The organism is Mesorhizobium sp. M1328 (assembly GCF_040318075.1).
Classification (GTDB): Bacteria; Pseudomonadota; Alphaproteobacteria; order Rhizobiales; family Rhizobiaceae; genus Mesorhizobium.
The window spans coordinates 62017-78602 of sequence record NZ_JAMYLO010000015.1; the positions used below are offsets into that span (position 1 = coordinate 62017).

Sequence of the window (16586 nt, forward strand, 5' to 3'; positions counted from 1 at the left end):
GGCCGCTCACCCGACCGCCTTGAGCCTGGGTTTGACAGCGGCAATAGCCGGCGGCTCGGCCGCGTGCCGAGCAGCGTGGCGGCTGAGCGCCGCCTTGGCGGCGATCGTGCGGATCATATGGTTCTGCGGCGCGTGGGAGCGGGCTGTCAGCGTATCGCGATGATGACGCTCGAGCTGGAAATCGCGGTTGAGGCCGGGATTGCCGGCAAGCTCCAGCGCCAGCGAGGTGACAGCGACGGCATTGTCGATGACGACATGCCTGACGGTCATGCCGTCGGTGCCCACAGGCCGGCCGGCGTCGACGTCTTCGGCCAGCGAGCGCAGCAGCCGCGTGCTGGTCGCAAGCCTGACCTCGATCTCGCCCAGCCCTTGCTGGATGTGCGGAACGGTCGAGAGCGGCGCGCCGAGGCTCGCTGGCGCATGCGCGGTCACGAAGGAGACCAGCCGGTCACGGGCAGCGCGGGCGGCACCGTGATAGACGGCGCCGATCAGTGAAAAGAAGAACGCCGTCGAACCTTCTTCACGTCTCAGCGGCTCGGACGCCGGTTGTGCCTCGGTGATATCCTCGGCAGGCACCGCGACGTTGTCGAGAACGATATCGTCGCTGGCGGTGGCCCGCATACCGGCCGCATTCCATGTCTTTTCAACACGCAATCCCTGTGCATTGGTGGGCACCAGGAACGAGGCGAGGCGCGGTTGCGGTTCGTCGGTCAGTGCCAGCAGGTTCACCCATTTCAGAATGGGAATGCCGGTGACGTAGTTCTTGTGGCCGGATATCCGCCAGACATTGCCATCCCGCCGGGCAATGGTCTCAGGCGGCTTGCCATGGGCCGGCGAGCCGATCCGCGGCTCGGCCTGCGCGGCGTTGATCAGGGCAGGGCCGAGACGGCCGGCTTCGACAATCCGCTGAACCAGATGGCGCGGCCATTTTCCGGATTTCCGCATCGCGTACTGGCTGTTGTAGTGCATGGCCAGCACCAGCGCCGTCGATGGCTCGCCACGGCCGATCTCGGCGATCACCGCCTGGGCTTCCGTCAGCCCGCCACTGAGGCCGCCATGCTCGCGCGCCGTCACCAGGCCAAGCAGTCCGGCCTGGTGAAGCCGGTCGAAATTGGCGAAGGGGAATTCCCCGGTCGCGTCGTGATGTGCGGCGGTCAGCGCGAAGTCGTCTGCAAGGCTTGCTACCGTGTCGAGGAGTTGCGGAAACTCGGGGATCGTCGAGGTCATGAAGCTGGCGTCCTTTCAGGCGGCGGCGCGAATGTTCACCTGATCGAGCGGCCGGCGATCGACCCAGGCCTCGACATCGAAATCGCTGGCGAGAAAACCCCAGTCGCGCAGGAAATTCTTGTAGTGGGAAACCGTCGTGACGAGCTCGGGCTGCAGTCCGAGGCCGAGATGCTTGTGGACATCCGGGCCGTTGGCGGCCAGCACCTGCTCCTCGGTGGCGCCGGATTCGCGGGCGACGAAGCGCCGCGTCTCGTCCGGATGCGCCTCGGCCCAGGCGCCGGCGCGCAGGATCGTCTCGATCAGCCGTGCGACCAGATCGGGGCGCTCTTCGGCCAGCAAATCGTCGACGGTCAGCACCCGCGGCGAGCCGGAATTGATGCGGATGTTCGGGTCCGGATGGAAGCCGAATTCGGCGACCTGGATGGCGCCGATCAGATTGGCGACGTTGATGCCGGCGGTGCCTTTGACATAGATGGCGTCAACCTCCCCACGGATTAGCGCGGCGGCTTCCTCACCATAGGCCTGCTTGCGCTTGAGGCCGAACAGCGACGGTCCTTCCTGGCTGTCGAGCACGCTGTCAGCCAGCGCGATGTCGACGATCTCGACATCAGCATGGCTGAGTCCTTCGAGCGAGAGCGCCGAGACCAAGCCCTTCAGTGCCGTCGCCCGCATGAAGTCGACAATGCCTTCGGGACGCCGGGCTATGCCGAAGCGGCGCCCCTTCAAGTCTCTGGTCGTTTTGATGCCGGAGCCGGGCAAGGCGATAATCGCCTGGAACTCGTCGGTCCAGGTGATGCCGACGAGCCGCGTCTTGCGCCCTTCGGAGCGGGCACGGATCGGCGGCACGTTGCCGCCGTGGCGGAACGACCAGTCGAGCGTGTGGTTGAAATGGCTCTGACGGATGTCGCGGCTGGGCGAATCGATGATCGACTTCAGTTCGATCCCTTCCTTGCGAAAAGTTTCGTCGAGAAGCCCGAGCTGTGCTGCGAGGCCGACAGGCGTCGGCACCGGGCAGCGCGTGTACCAGATTTCGGAGATCGCATTCGTGGTCATGATTGCTCCTCAGGCGTTGCGCAGGCCGGCCTGCTTCATCAGCGGCAGAATGTTCTCGCCGAAGAATTCGAGGTCGGGCTTGAAGTCGAAGAAGGACAGCTGCAGGCCGTCGATGCCGGCGTCCTTCAACTTGACGAACTGGTCGACGATCTGTTCGGGCGTGCCTATGAGGTAGATGTTGCCGCCGACCTTGGCGTAGGGGTCGTCACGGCCTTCGCGGCCTTTCCAGGCCTGGGCGTCGCTGTTGAAGGTCTGGAACCCTTTCGGCGTGCGGCTATCGGCATGGGCGACAATCTGGTCGGCAACCGCCCAGGCCTCCTTCTCCGTGGGACGGCTGATGACCAGCGGATTGAGCAGCGTGCGCACCTTGCGGCCGACACCAAGGGCTGCGTCCTTCACCTTCTTCGTATGCGCCGGCAGCGCCTCCAGCGCGCTGGCGATATCGGAGCCGGCCGGGCTGGTGACGAAGACGATGTCGGAATAGCGGCCGGCAAAGGAAATGCCGGCGTCGGAGCCGGTGGCGTTGACCAGGATCGGCCTGCCGTAATTCGGCTTCGGCGTGACGAAGCCGCCATTGAGCTTCCAGCTCGATTCTCCCGAGAAGGAGAAATTCTCGTCGTCCTGCCACAGCCGCTGCAGCACTTCGACGAATTCTGCGGCGAGTTCGTAGCGGCGGTCGTGCTCGATGCGGTTCCAGCCGAACATTTCGTGTTCGACGGCGCGATGGCCGGTGACCACATTGATGCCCCAGCGGCCGCCGGAGATATGGTCGAGCGTGGCGCCGAATTTTGCCAGATGCAGCGGATGCCAGGGGCCGTAGAGAACATGCATGGTCGAAATCAGCATGATCTTCTTGGTGATCGCGGCCATGGCTGCCACGGAGACAAAACTGTCCAGCGCCTGGCCATTGAAAACCCCGCCATAGCCACCCTTGGGTAGCCATTGGCTGAGCGCAAAGACGAGATCGAAGCCAAGCTCTTCGGCCTTCAGCGTCAGGTCGCGATTGTAGTCGAAGCGCCAGTCGGTCGAGCGCGGCAAGGTGGAGTTGGTCCAGCCGCCGGCCTGGATCGGCAGGAACAGCCCGAGCAGCACCGGCTGTTGAAGCGCTTTCGACAGCGGGCTGTCCGGATAGTCGGTCGGCGCCTTGAAGAAGGGCGTGCCGACGATGGAACCAGGCTTGTGGGCGAGCGTCATGGCGAACTTTCTCGGGTGGAGGAAGGGAACCCGTGCGCGAAAGGACCGCGCACACGGGTCAGCGGATCAGGCAACGATATGGGCTGTTGCGAGGGAGCCGGCATTGCCCTCGGCGCCCACCGTGTGGTCGGCGATGCGCTTATTGTAGAGGGTGATTTCCGGCTGGCTGACGATGCCGATGTCGGGCAGGTCCTCGACGAGGATATGCTGGATCGCGGCCCACTGCTCGAAGCGCTTTTCGTGGTCGACCTCGACGGCGGCCGCTTCAAGAAGTTCATCGACCTTGGGGTTGCTGTATTTCGAGCCGTTGGAGAACGGTACGCCCGGCTTGAAATTCTTCGACCAGTAGAGGCGCTGCACGCCGACCGTCGGGTCGAACAGATTGCTCATGCCGTTGAAGGTGAAGTCGAAGTCGCGGTCGGTGTAGATGCGCTTGGTGTAGGTGGCGAAATCCTGGCTGCGTACCGTGACTTCGACACCGACTGCGGCCAGTGCCTGCTTGATGTAGTCGGCACCGCGCTTGTAGGTCTCGCCGCTCGGGACATAATCGTGGACAAGCTTGAGCCGCGTGCCGTCGGCGCCGCGCGGCAAGCCTGCTCCGTCGAGCAGTTTCTCGGCGGCGGCAGTGTCGACTGGGTAGGTCTTCAGGTCGGGTACGAACCACTTCTTCAGATTGGGGTTGATCGGACCGGGAATGGTCGCGCCATAGCCATAGTTGATCGTCTCGCGAATGACGTTGCGATCAATGACATGGGCGAAGGCGCGGCGGACGCGAACATCCTGGAAATAGGGTTTCTCCAGGTTGAACTCGACCCGGCTGATGCCATTGGAATACTGATAGCCCTGCTTCTCGAAGCCGATATGCGGCAGTGTTTCGAAACGCTGCAAATCGCTGTATGGGATCGGTGTTGCCGGCGCCAGATCGATCTCGCCGGTCTCCAGCGCCAGGGCGCGCGCCGAAGCGTCGGGGATGAAACGCACGATCAGCCGGTCGAGATAGGGGCGCGGCGCATCCCAATAGTCAGGGTTGCGTTCGTAGACGATGTGGCTGCCACGAACCCATTCTTTGAAGACGAACGGGCCAGTGCCGACAGGCGCGACGTTGACCGGATTTTCGGCTGCCTTTGTGCCGTCATAGAGGTGCTTCGGCACGATCGGTGTTTCGGCTGCGGCCAGCGCCGTGATCAGGTAAGGCGCCGGCTTCGACAGAACCAGCGTCACGGTCAGCGGATCCGGTGTCTGGATGTCGACAAGACTGAGGAAGGTGTTGCGGCCGCGTGGGTGAACCTCTTTGATCGTGGCGATCGAATAGGCGACGTCGGCGGCGGTAAACGGCTTGCCGTCATGCCACTTCACGCCTTCGCGCAGCTTGAACGTGTATTGCAGCCCATCGTCGCTGACCGACCATTGCCTGGCGAGCGACGGGCGCGGCGTGAGATCGAAATCATAGGTCAGCAAGCCCTCTGTGGTCTTTGCCGAGACGTAGACCGAATTGAATGCCGTGTGGGCGATCGTCGTCAGCACCGGCGGCTCAGCCGAGAGCACCAGTGTCGCCGTTCCACCCTGTTTCGGCTCGGCGGCGTAGGCGCTGCGCGATGCAGGCAACAAGGTCGCTCCGAGCGCGGCTGCCGAGATGCCGAGGAACCTGCGGCGGTTCGGAATGAGGAAATGAGACATCGCGCCCTGGTCCTTTTTTGCTGCCGGCATCGGTCGGCCGGTCGTCGGCAGTCGAGTGAAAAATCCATCGTTCCAAGAGCGGGCCCGTTTGCGAAAAGATTTGGCCGACCTGCCCCCAAGCGTAAGATTTCATACTTCAAACTGCTAATTTTGTAGCATGAAATAAAATTCTATTCTGCAAAATTGCCATTTACGGAACAAAATTTCTTAAAACAGGTTTGACAATGTCTATAAATCTTGTCAACTAAAAAGCACGGACCTTTCCGGGAAAACAGCAAACCCACATCGTCAGCCACAGCCGGGATAGCGAAAACGATGTCGACCCTGACGCGCATTGGCAGAACGTTTCGACGCACCGCGATCCAGGCGGTGCCGACGGTTCTGGGCATCGTCATCCTGAATTTCTTTCTGCTGCAGCTCGCGCCCGGCGATGCGGCCGACGTCATGGCCGGCGAGGCTGGTTCGGCCACGGTGGAGACCATGGCGGCACTGCGCCAGCGCTTTGGGCTCGACAATCCGCTGCTCGTCCAGCTGTTCAACTATCTCTACAATCTGGCGCATTTCAGCCTCGGCTTTTCGCCGCGCTACGGCATGCCGGTCGCCGACCTGATCGGTCAGCGGCTGCCAGGGACGCTGCTGCTGATGGCGGTGGCGCTGACCATCGCCATTGCGCTCGGCCTGGTCCTCGGCGCGCTGATGGCGGTGTTTTCCGGGCGCCTGCCGGATCGTCTGCTGTCGGTCGTTTCGCTGCTGTTTTATTCCATTCCCGGCTTTTGGATCGGGCTGATGCTGATCGTGCTGTTCTCGGTCAAGCTCGGCTGGCTGCCAAGCGGCGGTTCGGGAACCATCGGCAGCAATCTGACCGGCCTTGCCAGCCTCTGGGACAAGGCGCGCTACATGATCCTGCCGGCGCTGTCGCTTGCGCTGTTCTACGTGGCGATCTATGCGCGGCTGACCCGGGCGGCGATGCTGGAAGTCCAGTCGCAGGACTATGTGCGCACCGCCGCCGCCAAGGGCCTGTCGCCGACCGTCATCACCATCCGGCATGTCCTGCGCAACGCGCTGATCCCGATCACCACCATGGCCGGCATGCATGTTGGCGGCATGCTCGGCGGCGCCGTGGTTGTCGAGACCGTCTATTCCCGGCCCGGCCTCGGGCGTCTCGCCTTCGAGGCGGTCATGGGCCGCGATTTCACTGTCCTGCTTGGTATCCTCTTGCTGTCGTCGCTGCTGGTCATCGTCGCCAACGCGACCGTCGACGTTCTGCACGCCTGGCTCGACCCCCGCATCGGAGTACGCTGATGGCTTCCACCGATTTTGCCGCCGGCGACACCCGCTCGCGCCGCGCCTATGCCGACGCCCGCGAGCCTGCGGCACCGGCTGAACCCGAAGCGAAGAGCTGGAGCAATCTTCACGCGCCCGACGCGCGCTCCGCCTCGGCGGCATCGGTGCCGATTGCCGCCGGTGGCCGGGCGCTGAAGGTTTTCCTGCGCAATCCCAACGCCATGTTCGGCGTGGTGTTCCTGTCGCTGGTCGTGCTGGCCGCCTTGCTGGCGCCCGTTCTCTATCCCGCCGATCCGCTGTCGATGGTGGCGCGGCCCTTCCTGTGGCCGGGGCAGAATCCGGCTTTCCCGCTGGGCACCGATTCCATGGGCCGCGACGTGCTTTCGGGCATTCTGCATGGCGCGCGGATTTCGCTGTTCGTCGGCCTGGTGGCGACAGCGCTTGGTCTGAGCTTCGGCATCCTTGTCGGCGCCACCGCCGGCTATTTCGGCGGCTGGATCGACGACCTGCTGGTGCGCCTGATCGAGATATTCCAGACCATACCGAGCTTCGTGCTGCTGGTCGTCATGGTGGCCATCGCGCAGCCCACCGCGCTTGTCGTAACCGTGGCGATCGCCGTCATCACCTGGCCGACGGTGGCGCGGCTGACCCGCGCCGAATTTCGGGCCATCCGCGAGAAGGATTTCGTCATGGCTGCCCGCAGCCTCGGCTACGGCCATGCCCGCATCATCTTCCGCGAGATCCTGCCCAATGCGCTGCCGCCTTTGATCGTGACCTCGTCGGTGATGGTGGCGACCGCGATCCTGATGGAATCGGCGCTGTCCTTCATGGGCCTCGGCGATCCCAATGTCGTCAGCTGGGGCTCGATGATTGGAGCGGGCAGGGAACTGATCCGCACCGCCTGGTATCTGACAGCACTGCCGGGACTGGCGATCGTCTTTACCGTGCTGGCGCTGAACCTGATCGGCGACGGCCTCAACGACGCGCTCAATCCGCGCTTCTCGCAGGAGCGCTAGAGATGGCTGCCTTGCTAAGGGTCGACAATCTGACGGTTCGCTTTCCAACCACCGAGCCGGTCAGCCAGCTGAGCTTCGAGGTCGGCGAAGGCGAGACGCTGGCGATCGTCGGTGAATCGGGCTCCGGCAAGTCGCTGACGGCACTTGCCCTGATGCAGCTTCTGCCGCGCTCGGCGAAGATCCCCAATGGCAGGATCGAATTCGCTGGCAGGGATTTGCTCAGCCTCGACCAGAAGGCGATGCGCAATTTGCGCGGGCGCGAGATCGCCATGATCTTCCAGGAGCCGATGACTTCGCTCAACCCGGTGCTGACCATCGGCCGGCAGATCACCGAGGTACTGACGCTGCACGAAGGCATACGCGGCAAGGCCGCGCGAGCGCGGGCGATCGAACTGCTCTCGCTGGTGCGCATTCCCGATCCGCAGCGGCGCATCGACGATTATCCCCACCAGCTTTCCGGCGGCATGCGCCAGCGCGTCATGATTGCCGTCGCGGTTGCCTGCCGGCCGCGCCTGCTGATTGCCGACGAACCGACGACGGCACTGGACGTCACCATCCAGGCACAGGTGCTCGACCTGCTCGATACGCTGCGCCGCGAACTCTCGATGGCCGTCGTGCTCATCACCCACGATCTCGGCGTCGTCGCGCAATGGGCCGACAAGGTCGTCGTCATGTATGCCGGCCGCAAGGTCGAACAGGCGCTACCCGGTGCATTGTTCAGAACACCGCTTCATCCCTATACGCGCGGCCTGCTGGCGGCGTCGCCGCGGCTGAAGACCAATCTCCACTATCGCGACGCCAGGCTGACGGAGATTCCCGGCAGCATCGTCTCGGCCGCCGGAGAGAAGGGCTGTCCGTTCCGGCCGCGCTGCTCGGTGGCGCGCGACAGCTGCGCCCAATTCGTGCCCGATCTCGTCGAAGTCAGCGAAGATCGGCTCGTCGCCTGTCCCTACAGCTTCATTCCGGAGGTTGCGCATGGCGCTGCTCTCGGTCTCTGACCTTTTCACGCATTTCCAGGCCCAAGGCGGCGCACTGCGCGCCGTCGATGGCGTTTCCCTGAAGGTCGGGCGCGGCGAGACGGTTGGCCTCGTCGGTGAAAGCGGCTGCGGAAAATCGACGCTCGGCAAGACCATCATGCGGCTGGTCGATCCGACCGGCGGCAGAATAGAATTCAACGGCACCGACATCACCGTGCTCGACGCTCGCCGGCTGAAGGCGGCGCGCCGCAACATCCAGATGATTTTCCAGGACCCGTTCGCCTCGCTCAATCCACGTCATACGATCGGCGACATTTTGACGGCGCCGCTGAAGGTCCATGGCATCGGCAACAAGGCCGAGCGACGCAAAATCGTCGAGGACATCATCGAGCGTGTCGGCCTGCCGAAGGATTCGCTTGGCCGCTACCCGCATGAATTTTCCGGCGGTCAGCGCCAGCGCATCGGCATCGCCCGGGCGCTGATCCTCAACCCGGAACTGGTCGTTTGCGATGAGCCGGTGTCGGCGCTCGACCTTTCGATCCAGGCGCAGATCCTCAACCTGCTGGTCGACATGAAACGGCAGCTCGGCCTGTCCTACCTGTTCATCTCGCATGACCTGTCGGTGGTCCGCTATTTTGCCGACCGGGTGCTGGTCATGTATCTCGGCCGCATTGTCGAAAGCGCCGACAACGCGACGCTGTGGACCTCGCCCAAGCACCCCTACACGCGCGCGCTGATGGACGCCGTGCCGGACCCGGCGCGCCGCCGTCGGGCAGCACCAATCCATGGTGATCTGCCGAGCCCGCAGAACATCCCGAACGGCTGCCGCTTTCACACGCGCTGCCCGCTGGCGACTGATCTGTGCCGTTCGCAGGAACCGGCATTCCGGGCGATCGCGCGGGGACACCACGTCGCCTGCCACTACGCCGAACCAACCCTCAACTGAAACTTCAACGGAGCAGAAAAATGTCCGACTACCGCTATCTCGGCCGGAGCGCCCTGAAGGTTTCGCCGCTCAGCCTCGGCACGATGATGTTCGGCGGGCCGACCGAGGAAACGGTCGCCCACCGCATCATCGACAAGGCGCGCGAGCAAGGCATTAATTTCATCGACACCGCCGACGTCTACCACAATGGCAAGTCCGAGGAAGTCGTCGGCCGCGGCATAAAGGCGACGCGCGATCACTGGGTCGTGGCGACCAAATTCGTCAACTCGCATGACAAGGGTCCCAATCTCGGCGGCCATTCACGCAAGTGGGTGATCCAGACCGTCGAGAACAGCCTGCGGCGCCTTGGAACGGACTATATCGACCTGTTCTACTTCCACCGCGCCGTCTTCGACGCGCCGCTGGAGGAGCCGGTGCGGGCCATCGCCGACCTGATCCGCCAGGGCAAGCTGCGCTATTTCGGCGTGTCCAATTTCCGCGGCTGGCGTATCGCGGAAGTCGCGCATCTGGCCGATGAACTCGGTATCGACCGGCCGGTGGCCAGCCAGCCGCTCTACAACATCGTCAACCGCACCGCCGAGGCCGAGCAGCTGCCGGCAGCCGCCTATTTTGGTCTTGGCGTCGTCTCCTACAGCCCGCTGGCGCGCGGCGTGCTTACCGGGAAATACGAGCCGAACCAGGCACCCGGGGCCGACACTCGGGCCGGCCGTGGCGACAAGCGCATCGCCGAGACCGAGTGGCGCCCCGAATCGATCGAGATCGCCAGGCAGATTGCGGCGCACGCAAAGTCGCGCGGTGTCTCGGCCGCCGATTTCGCGCTGGCCTGGGTGCTGAATAACCGTCTGATCACGGCGGTGATCGCCGGCCCGCGCACCGAGGAACAGTGGGACAGCTACGCCAAGGCGCTGGACTTCAAGCTGAGCGCCGAGGACGAGGCCTTTGTCGACCGCCTCGTCACCGCAGGCCATGCGTCAACGCATGGGTTCAATGATCCGAGCCATCCGGTCGAAGGCCGAGTGCCGCGCTCGGAGCCGGCCGCGCCGATCCCGCTGACGCGGCCTCTACGCGCCGCCTGATAAGTCGCCGACGACATGGCGGGGCCGGCGGCCCCGCCCGACTTTCCAACTGCTTCGGACAGATGAGAGAGCCCATGAATTTCCATGTCGAACGGCTGCGCCAGAACATCGTCGTGCTGTAGGGCAACACCCACAGGCCGTCGAAGTCACGGACGCTGGCGCATCATCTGGGTGAGGCGCTGCGCGAAAGATTGTCTGTCACGGTAAATTTTCTCGATCTTGTCGATGCCGGCCGCGGTCTGGGCGCAGCATTTACGCGGCAGGAGTTGACTCCGGAGGCGCTGAATGTGGTAGACGCGGTCGAACAGGCCGACGCGCTGATCGTTACGACGCCGGTCTATAACGGCTCCTATGCCGGTCTGTTCAAGCATCTGTTCGACCTTATCGATCCGCTGGCGCTCGTCGACCGGCCGGTTCTGATCGGCGCGACGGGTGGTGGCCAGCGCCATGCGTTGGTGGTCGAACACCAGCTCCGCCCGCTCTTCGGCTTCTACTCGGCGCTGACCGTGCCAAGCGCCGTGTACGGCAGCGACAGCGATTTTTCCGATGGCAAGCTTGTGGATCCGCTGGTCCTGGCGCGCGCCGGACAGGCCGTGGACCAATTCGTCGCCCTACTTTCAGCGCGGCAGCCAACGAGCCAACTGGTCCGGGCGGCTTCGGGCTGACGGATAAAGTGCCAAGGCAAGTGCCTGATAGGCGATATATATATAGCCAAGGCGCGGCCCGTAAGCACCCCGCTTTTGCGCGTGAATAAACCCGAAGGCGACAGCGTGCCGTCTAATCCGAATTCTTTTTTAAGCGCGAGCTGATTTTCAGAATTCCATTTCTATCTAAGTCTATAATATCAGTGGACTTTAATCCAACGCTCTTTGAATGGAGCGGGCAGTCGAGGGGTTTGCCCTCTGTTCAAAAGGATTAAGATCCCATGCGAAAACTGATTTCCGCCGCCCTTGTCGGGCTTGCCATAGCGGCCACATCGGTCGCAGCCCTTGCCGCCGATAAGAAAGTCGTCATCGCCTACCAGACCGGCGCCAACCCCTACAATCTCGGCATCGCCAATGGCGATCTTGCCAAGAAGACCGGCTGGAACATCGAATTCCGCCGCTTCAATTCCGGCGCTGACATTTTCGCGGCAATAGCATCCGGCGACGTCCAGATCGGCGATGTCGGCTCGAGCCCGTTCGCCGCTGCCGTCAGCAGGGGCATCGACGTGAAGGCGTTCTACATCTCCTCGGTCTCCCGTGACGGCGAGGCTCTGGTGGTGCGGCCCGATATCAAGTCGCCGGCCGACCTGCGCGGCAAGAAGCTTGCCGCCGCACCCGTATCGACGGACCATTACCAGCTTCTCGCCGTGCTCAAGCAGGAAGGCATTTCGGAGAAGGAAACCCAGGTCATCGCCATTCCGCAGCCTGAAATCGTCGCAGCCTGGAAGCGCGGCGACATTGACGGGGCTTTCGTCTGGGATCCGGCACTCTCCGAACTCAAGAAGGACGGCAAGGTCCTGCTCACCGCCGGCCAGGTCGCTGATCGGGGCGCGCCGACCTTCAGCGCGCTGGTCGTGACCGGCGATTTCGCCAAGGCCAATCGCGACTTTCTCGGCCAGTATGTCCGGCTGATCGACGGCTACAACACGGCCTACCTGAGCAACCCGGCCGCATGGGGACCGGAGTCCGAAAGCGCCAAGGCGATCGCTAAATTGCAGGGTGGCACGGCGGCCGAGAATTCGGAGCAGTTGAAGACGACAGTCGTTCCGCCGCTCGACGAGCAGGTCTCCGACAAATGGCTGGGCGGTGGTGAGAAGGGCGCCGTTGCGAAAATCCTCAAGGACACCGCCGGCTTCCTGAAGGACCAGAAGAAGATCACCGCCATCAAGGACAGCTACGCTGCGTTCGCCGATCCGGAATATGCCGACGCTGCCAAGGCTTCGAACTAAAAATCAACCAACGACATTCGGTTCTGGCTGGCGGAATTCTCGCCAGCCAGACTGCTTGGAGGCCACCATGCTTCGAATCCGCGATGCCAGCGTCACCTTTCCAGCCTCGGACGGCCAGGACGTGCACGCGCTTGACCACGTCTCGCTGGACATCGCACCCGATTCCATCGTTGTCGCGGTCGGTGCCTCCGGATGCGGCAAGTCGACATTGCTCAACGCGATCGCCGGCTTCCTGCCGCTCAGCGAAGGCACGATCACACTGGACGGAAAAGAGATTGTCGCGCCCGGCGGCGATCGTGGTGTCGTCTTCCAGAAAGACACCTTGTTGCCTTGGGCCAATGTGCTGGACAATGTTGCGCTCGGCTTGAAATACCGGGGCGTGCGGCGCAGCGAACGTCATGAGCGGTCGAGGCGTCTGCTGGAACTGGTCGGGCTCGCCGATTTCGCCGAAAAGCCGCCCTATGAACTGTCCGGCGGCATGCGCCAGCGCGTCGGCATCGCGCGGGCACTGGCCACCGATCCGAAGATCCTGCTGATGGACGAGCCGTTCGGCGCCCTCGACAGCCTGACGCGCGAGACGATGCAGCAGCTGCTGGCCTCGGTCTGGGCCAAGACCGGCAAGCAGATCCTGTTCATCACCCATTCAATCGAGGAAGCCCTCACGCTCGGCACGACCATCGTCGTGATGTCGCCCAGGCCGGGCCGCATCGTTGCCCGGTTCGACGCCGACTTCGTTCGCGAGTTCGCTGAGAGCGGCGACATCGGGCCGATCCAGTCCCACCCGCGCTTCATCGAACTGCGGCAGGAAATCCGCTCGCTCATCCACCAGCCGGAAGGCGCCCGCACAGGAACCTTGCAATGACGCTTGCCGCCAATTCCCCAACTTCATTCCAGCCTTCAACGACCCGCCGCAGGCCGTCTCCTCAGCCGCGACGGTCCGCATCGACAAGCACGTTCGGCATCAGCCTGGTTACGCTGGCGTCGCTCATCGCCTTGTGGTTTTTGGCCACGCGCTTCGGCTGGGCGTCGCCGCTGTTCCTGCCGTCGCCCGCCGAGGTACTGACCCAGTTCAGCGCCGTCTGGGCCGATGGCTATGCCAACGGTACGCTCCTCGAGCACACACTGGCCAGTCTCGGCCGCATCGCCGCGGCGCTCGGTGTCGGCATTTTCCTGGGCATTCCGCTCGGCCTGCTGATGGGACTCAATCGCTGGGTCAAGGGCATCTTCAGCGTTCCGATCGATCTCTACTGGGGTCTGCCGCCTTTGGCCTACCTGCCGCTGCTGATCATCTGGCTGGGCATCGGCGAAACTTCCAAGATTGTGCTCCTGTCGCTGTCGACCTTCGCCCCGATCTGTTTTGCCGCACAGGCCGGCGTCCGGTCGGTGCCGGCCGAACGCATCAATGCCGCGCTGTCGCTTGGCGCCAGCCGCCTACAACTGTTCACCAGCATCATCCTGCCGTCCGCATTGCCGGAAATCATGACCGGCCTGAAGATTGCCATCGGCGCCGGTTTGTCCACGCTGGTCGCGGCCGAGCTGATCGCGGCCCAGTCGGGCCTTGGCTACATGATCATGTCGGCGGCCAATTTCCTCGCCACCGACGTCGTCTTCGTCGGCCTCATCGTCATCGCTGTCCTCGCCTTCGCCTTTACCAGCGGCATGCGCTGGCTGGAGCACCGTCTCATCCCCTGGAAGGGCAAGCTCTGACGATTGCCTTTCCACACATTCCGCATCGCTGAAGGAACAATCCGATGTCCAGCAACCCGCTCGATCTCTACTGGTACCTGCCGACCCATGGCGATGGACCGTATCTCGGCACCGACGAGCGGCACCGCCCGGCAACCTTCGGATATCTCAAGGAGATCGCCCAGGCCGCCGACCGGCTTGGCTTCAAGGGCGTGCTCTTGCCCACCGGAACGCGGTGCGAGGACGCCTGGATCGTGGCGGCCGGGCTGATCCCGCTTACCGAACGGCTGAAGTTCCTCGTGGCACTTCGACCGGGCAGCGGAACACCGGCGCTGTTTGCGCGTCATGCAGCCACACTGGACCGCATCTCCGGCGGCCGCGTCCTGCTCAATGTCGTCACCGGTGCCGATCCAGCCGACCTCGCCGGCGACGGCAACAAGCTCAGTCATGACGAGCGCTATGCGCAGACCGACGAGTTCCTGACCATCTGGCGGCGCATCCTTTCGGGCGAGCCGGCGGATTTCGAGGGCAAGTACCTTTCCGCCCACGGCACTGACATTTCCTTCCCGCCAGTTCAGCGGCCGCATCCGCCACTCTGGTTCGGAGGTTCTTCGGATGCCGGCATCGCGATCGCCGCCAAGCACGTGGACACCTATCTGAGCTGGGGTGAACCGGTAGACCAGCTTGCCGAAAAGATTGAGCGCGTCAGGGTGGCCGCGGCGGCGCAAGGCCGGACGATGCGCTTCGGCCTTCGCATTCATCTGATCGTACGCGAAACCGACGACGAGGCGTGGGCCGCTGCCGACAGGCTGATCAGCCATGTTACCGACGATTTGATCGCGGAGGCCCAGAAGGGATTTGTCCACATCTCGGAATCCGTCGGCCAGAAGCGCATGTCGGCGCTGCATCAAGGCCGGCGCGATAGGCTGGTCGTCGGCCCTAATTTATGGGCGGGACCTGGACTGGTGCGTGGTGGCGCGGGAACGGCACTGGTGGGTAGTCCCGACAATGTTGCCACACGCATTCGCGAGTATCAGGAGATCGGCATTGAAACAATCATCGCGTCCGGATACCCGCATCTCGAAGAGGCATTCAACGTCGCCGAACTGCTTTTCCCCAAACTTGGGCTGAGCGGCGAATCCGCACCCCAGGAGCGTAGCTGGGATGTCGAGTTCGGGCGCGGTGTCCTTCCCCAAGTCGCCGCGTCCGCTTCGTGATGTCGTGCTGACAGCTTCGGCCAGAAAGATGTCCTTTCGTTACGCAATTCACCGCCGCGAAAGACGTCAGAGGCAGGTGTCGAAACGGATATCATAGAGGCCACATAGGCGGGGTTGACTGCGCTGCCTTTCGTCGACGGTCTAGGTGCCGGACAGGTCCTGCGCCACGGGGTATGTGGACGATTTCCGTCACGAGTTTGCGGGGGTCGTGTGGGCGCGGAAAGACACGACAGACTTCAAATCGAGTTCCGAGGGTGATTGGGAACACCCGATGACCACTCCCAATCGGGTATCGTAGCGCTCCACTTCGCAGTGGAATTGAGCCGTTTCTTCCTCAGGCATGCGTCCCCAAAGTTTGAAGGTCTGCGAAATTCGCCGTACTAATTTCGCAAAATCTCGTAAAAAAAGTACGGCGAGTTTCTCGCTAAGTCCTTGAAAAGCATGGTGATCCCGACAGGAATCGAACCTGTGACCTACAGATTAGGAATCTGCCGCTCTATCCTACTGAGCTACGGGACCATCGCGCCCGACACATAACCGCTTCGGATCGTTTCGCCAAGAGGCAGCTAGGCTGCTCGCTTGGGTTCGACCGCGAACGGGCTCAGGCCCAGCCAGGTCTGCATTTTGCGGGCGATATCCTGGTCGCCCGTCAAGATGACTTTCGCCCCGGCCTTCTCGACGGTGATCAGCCCCATCCAGATTTCGGTCATGGTGTGCAGGTCGGTCGAGACGTAGAGATCGACATCGAAGCCCGGATCGTACCAGCAGAGGTCGACCTCGCCGTGCTTCTCGACGATCAGCCACCACGACCGTTTGGAGGCGGGGAGCTCCTGGTACAGAAACTGTATCACCGTGCGGCCGTCGGGCAGCGGCGACGCGTTGAGGTTGCGCCGCATGTCCCACATCAGCAGCGACGGATCGAGGTTCTTCAGCGACAGCCGCGACTCGACCCATTTCTGCCCCCAAAAGCCCATCGCCTCGACGACGGAACGCAGATCCCGGCCGGCCTCTGTCATCCGGTATTCGAAGATGCCTTTCTCGCCGCGCACTTCCTTGCGCTCGACGATCCCGGCCAGCTCAAGCTCCTTGAGCCGTTGCGACAGAAGGGTCGGCGACATTTTGGGGACGCCGCGGCGCAGATCGTTGAAACGGGTCGAGCCCGCCACCAATTCGCGAAGCAGAACCATGGTCCAGCGGGTGCACAGCACCTCCGCGGCCATCGATAACGGGCAGAACTGTTTGTATCCGGCCTGGGTCATGATGTTGCCTTCCCCTCAAACTCAGCCGGGACCATAGGCCT

The 16586-nt window shown here is 63.1% G+C and carries 14 protein-coding genes, 1 tRNA gene and 1 pseudogene; 10 read left to right on the plus strand and 6 right to left on the minus strand.

Annotated elements, in window-relative coordinates:
* Positions 1–6: 6 nt before the first annotated feature.
* The 4 genes from NKH23_RS23435 to NKH23_RS23450 all read right to left on the minus strand — a co-directional run bounded on the left by NKH23_RS23435 (position 7) and on the right by NKH23_RS23450 (position 5151).
* Positions 7–1227 carry an acyl-CoA dehydrogenase family protein gene (locus tag NKH23_RS23435; protein WP_353035438.1) on the minus strand — a complete coding sequence of 407 codons (1221 nt, stop codon included), beginning with the start codon at positions 1225–1227 and terminating at the stop codon, positions 7–9.
* Between the two features lie 15 nt (positions 1228–1242).
* Positions 1243–2280, minus strand: coding sequence for an ABC transporter substrate-binding protein (locus NKH23_RS23440; RefSeq protein WP_352910237.1), 1038 nt, complete (start codon positions 2278–2280; stop codon positions 1243–1245).
* A gap of 9 nt (positions 2281–2289) precedes the next feature.
* Positions 2290–3474: an LLM class flavin-dependent oxidoreductase gene (locus NKH23_RS23445; protein WP_353035441.1), complete on the minus strand. Its 1185-nt coding sequence runs from the start codon at positions 3472–3474 to the stop codon at positions 2290–2292.
* Positions 3475–3540: 66 nt separating this feature from the next.
* A complete protein-coding gene (locus NKH23_RS23450) occupies positions 3541–5151 on the minus strand; it encodes an ABC transporter substrate-binding protein (RefSeq protein WP_353035443.1) in 1611 nt (536 codons plus the stop codon).
* A 315-nt stretch (positions 5152–5466) separates the two neighbouring features.
* Between NKH23_RS23450 and NKH23_RS23455 the strand changes: the two genes are divergently transcribed.
* The 10 genes and pseudogenes from NKH23_RS23455 to ssuD all read left to right on the plus strand — a co-directional run bounded on the left by NKH23_RS23455 (position 5467) and on the right by ssuD (position 15286).
* Positions 5467–6453, plus strand: coding sequence for an ABC transporter permease (locus NKH23_RS23455; protein ID WP_353035445.1), 987 nt, complete (start codon positions 5467–5469; stop codon positions 6451–6453).
* Positions 6453–7451, plus strand: a complete 999-nt coding sequence (locus NKH23_RS23460) for an ABC transporter permease (RefSeq protein WP_353035447.1) — start codon at positions 6453–6455, stop codon at positions 7449–7451. Before NKH23_RS23455 ends, NKH23_RS23460 begins: the two co-directional genes overlap by 1 nt.
* 2 nt (positions 7452–7453) lie before the next feature.
* Positions 7454–8449 (plus strand): ABC transporter ATP-binding protein, encoded by a 996-nt coding sequence (locus NKH23_RS23465; RefSeq protein WP_353035449.1) that lies wholly within the window; start codon positions 7454–7456, stop codon positions 8447–8449.
* The gene (locus NKH23_RS23470; protein ID WP_353035451.1) at positions 8427–9374 is read left to right on the plus strand and encodes an ABC transporter ATP-binding protein; all 948 of its coding nucleotides are present in this window, start codon (positions 8427–8429) and stop codon (positions 9372–9374) included. The genes NKH23_RS23465 and NKH23_RS23470 overlap by 23 nt, the downstream gene beginning before the upstream one ends.
* A gap of 20 nt (positions 9375–9394) precedes the next feature.
* On the plus strand, positions 9395–10450 hold the full coding sequence (locus NKH23_RS23475; protein WP_353035453.1) for an aldo/keto reductase: 1056 nt from the start codon (positions 9395–9397) through the stop codon (positions 10448–10450).
* A gap of 134 nt (positions 10451–10584) precedes the next feature.
* A pseudogene (locus NKH23_RS23480) lies at positions 10585–11115 on the plus strand (NAD(P)H-dependent oxidoreductase); the annotation flags it as partial.
* Between the two features lie 260 nt (positions 11116–11375).
* On the plus strand, positions 11376–12383 hold the full coding sequence (gene tauA, locus NKH23_RS23485) for a taurine ABC transporter substrate-binding protein (RefSeq protein WP_353015066.1): 1008 nt from the start codon (positions 11376–11378) through the stop codon (positions 12381–12383).
* A 67-nt stretch (positions 12384–12450) separates the two neighbouring features.
* Positions 12451–13245 carry a taurine ABC transporter ATP-binding protein gene (locus NKH23_RS23490; RefSeq protein WP_352910263.1) on the plus strand — a complete coding sequence of 265 codons (795 nt, stop codon included), beginning with the start codon at positions 12451–12453 and terminating at the stop codon, positions 13243–13245.
* Positions 13242–14090: an ABC transporter permease subunit gene (locus tag NKH23_RS23495; RefSeq protein ID WP_352910266.1), complete on the plus strand. Its 849-nt coding sequence runs from the start codon at positions 13242–13244 to the stop codon at positions 14088–14090. The genes NKH23_RS23490 and NKH23_RS23495 overlap by 4 nt, the downstream gene beginning before the upstream one ends.
* Before the next feature lie 44 nt (positions 14091–14134).
* Positions 14135–15286: an FMNH2-dependent alkanesulfonate monooxygenase gene (gene ssuD / locus NKH23_RS23500; protein WP_353035456.1), complete on the plus strand. Its 1152-nt coding sequence runs from the start codon at positions 14135–14137 to the stop codon at positions 15284–15286.
* Positions 15287–15728: 442 nt separating this feature from the next.
* On the opposite strand, the gene NKH23_RS23505 is transcribed toward ssuD, so the two are convergent.
* Positions 15729–15805 (minus strand) — tRNA-Arg (locus NKH23_RS23505).
* A 47-nt stretch (positions 15806–15852) separates the two neighbouring features.
* Positions 15853–16545, minus strand: coding sequence for a winged helix-turn-helix transcriptional regulator (locus tag NKH23_RS23510; protein ID WP_292659138.1), 693 nt, complete (start codon positions 16543–16545; stop codon positions 15853–15855).
* Positions 16546–16586 lie beyond the last annotated feature (41 nt).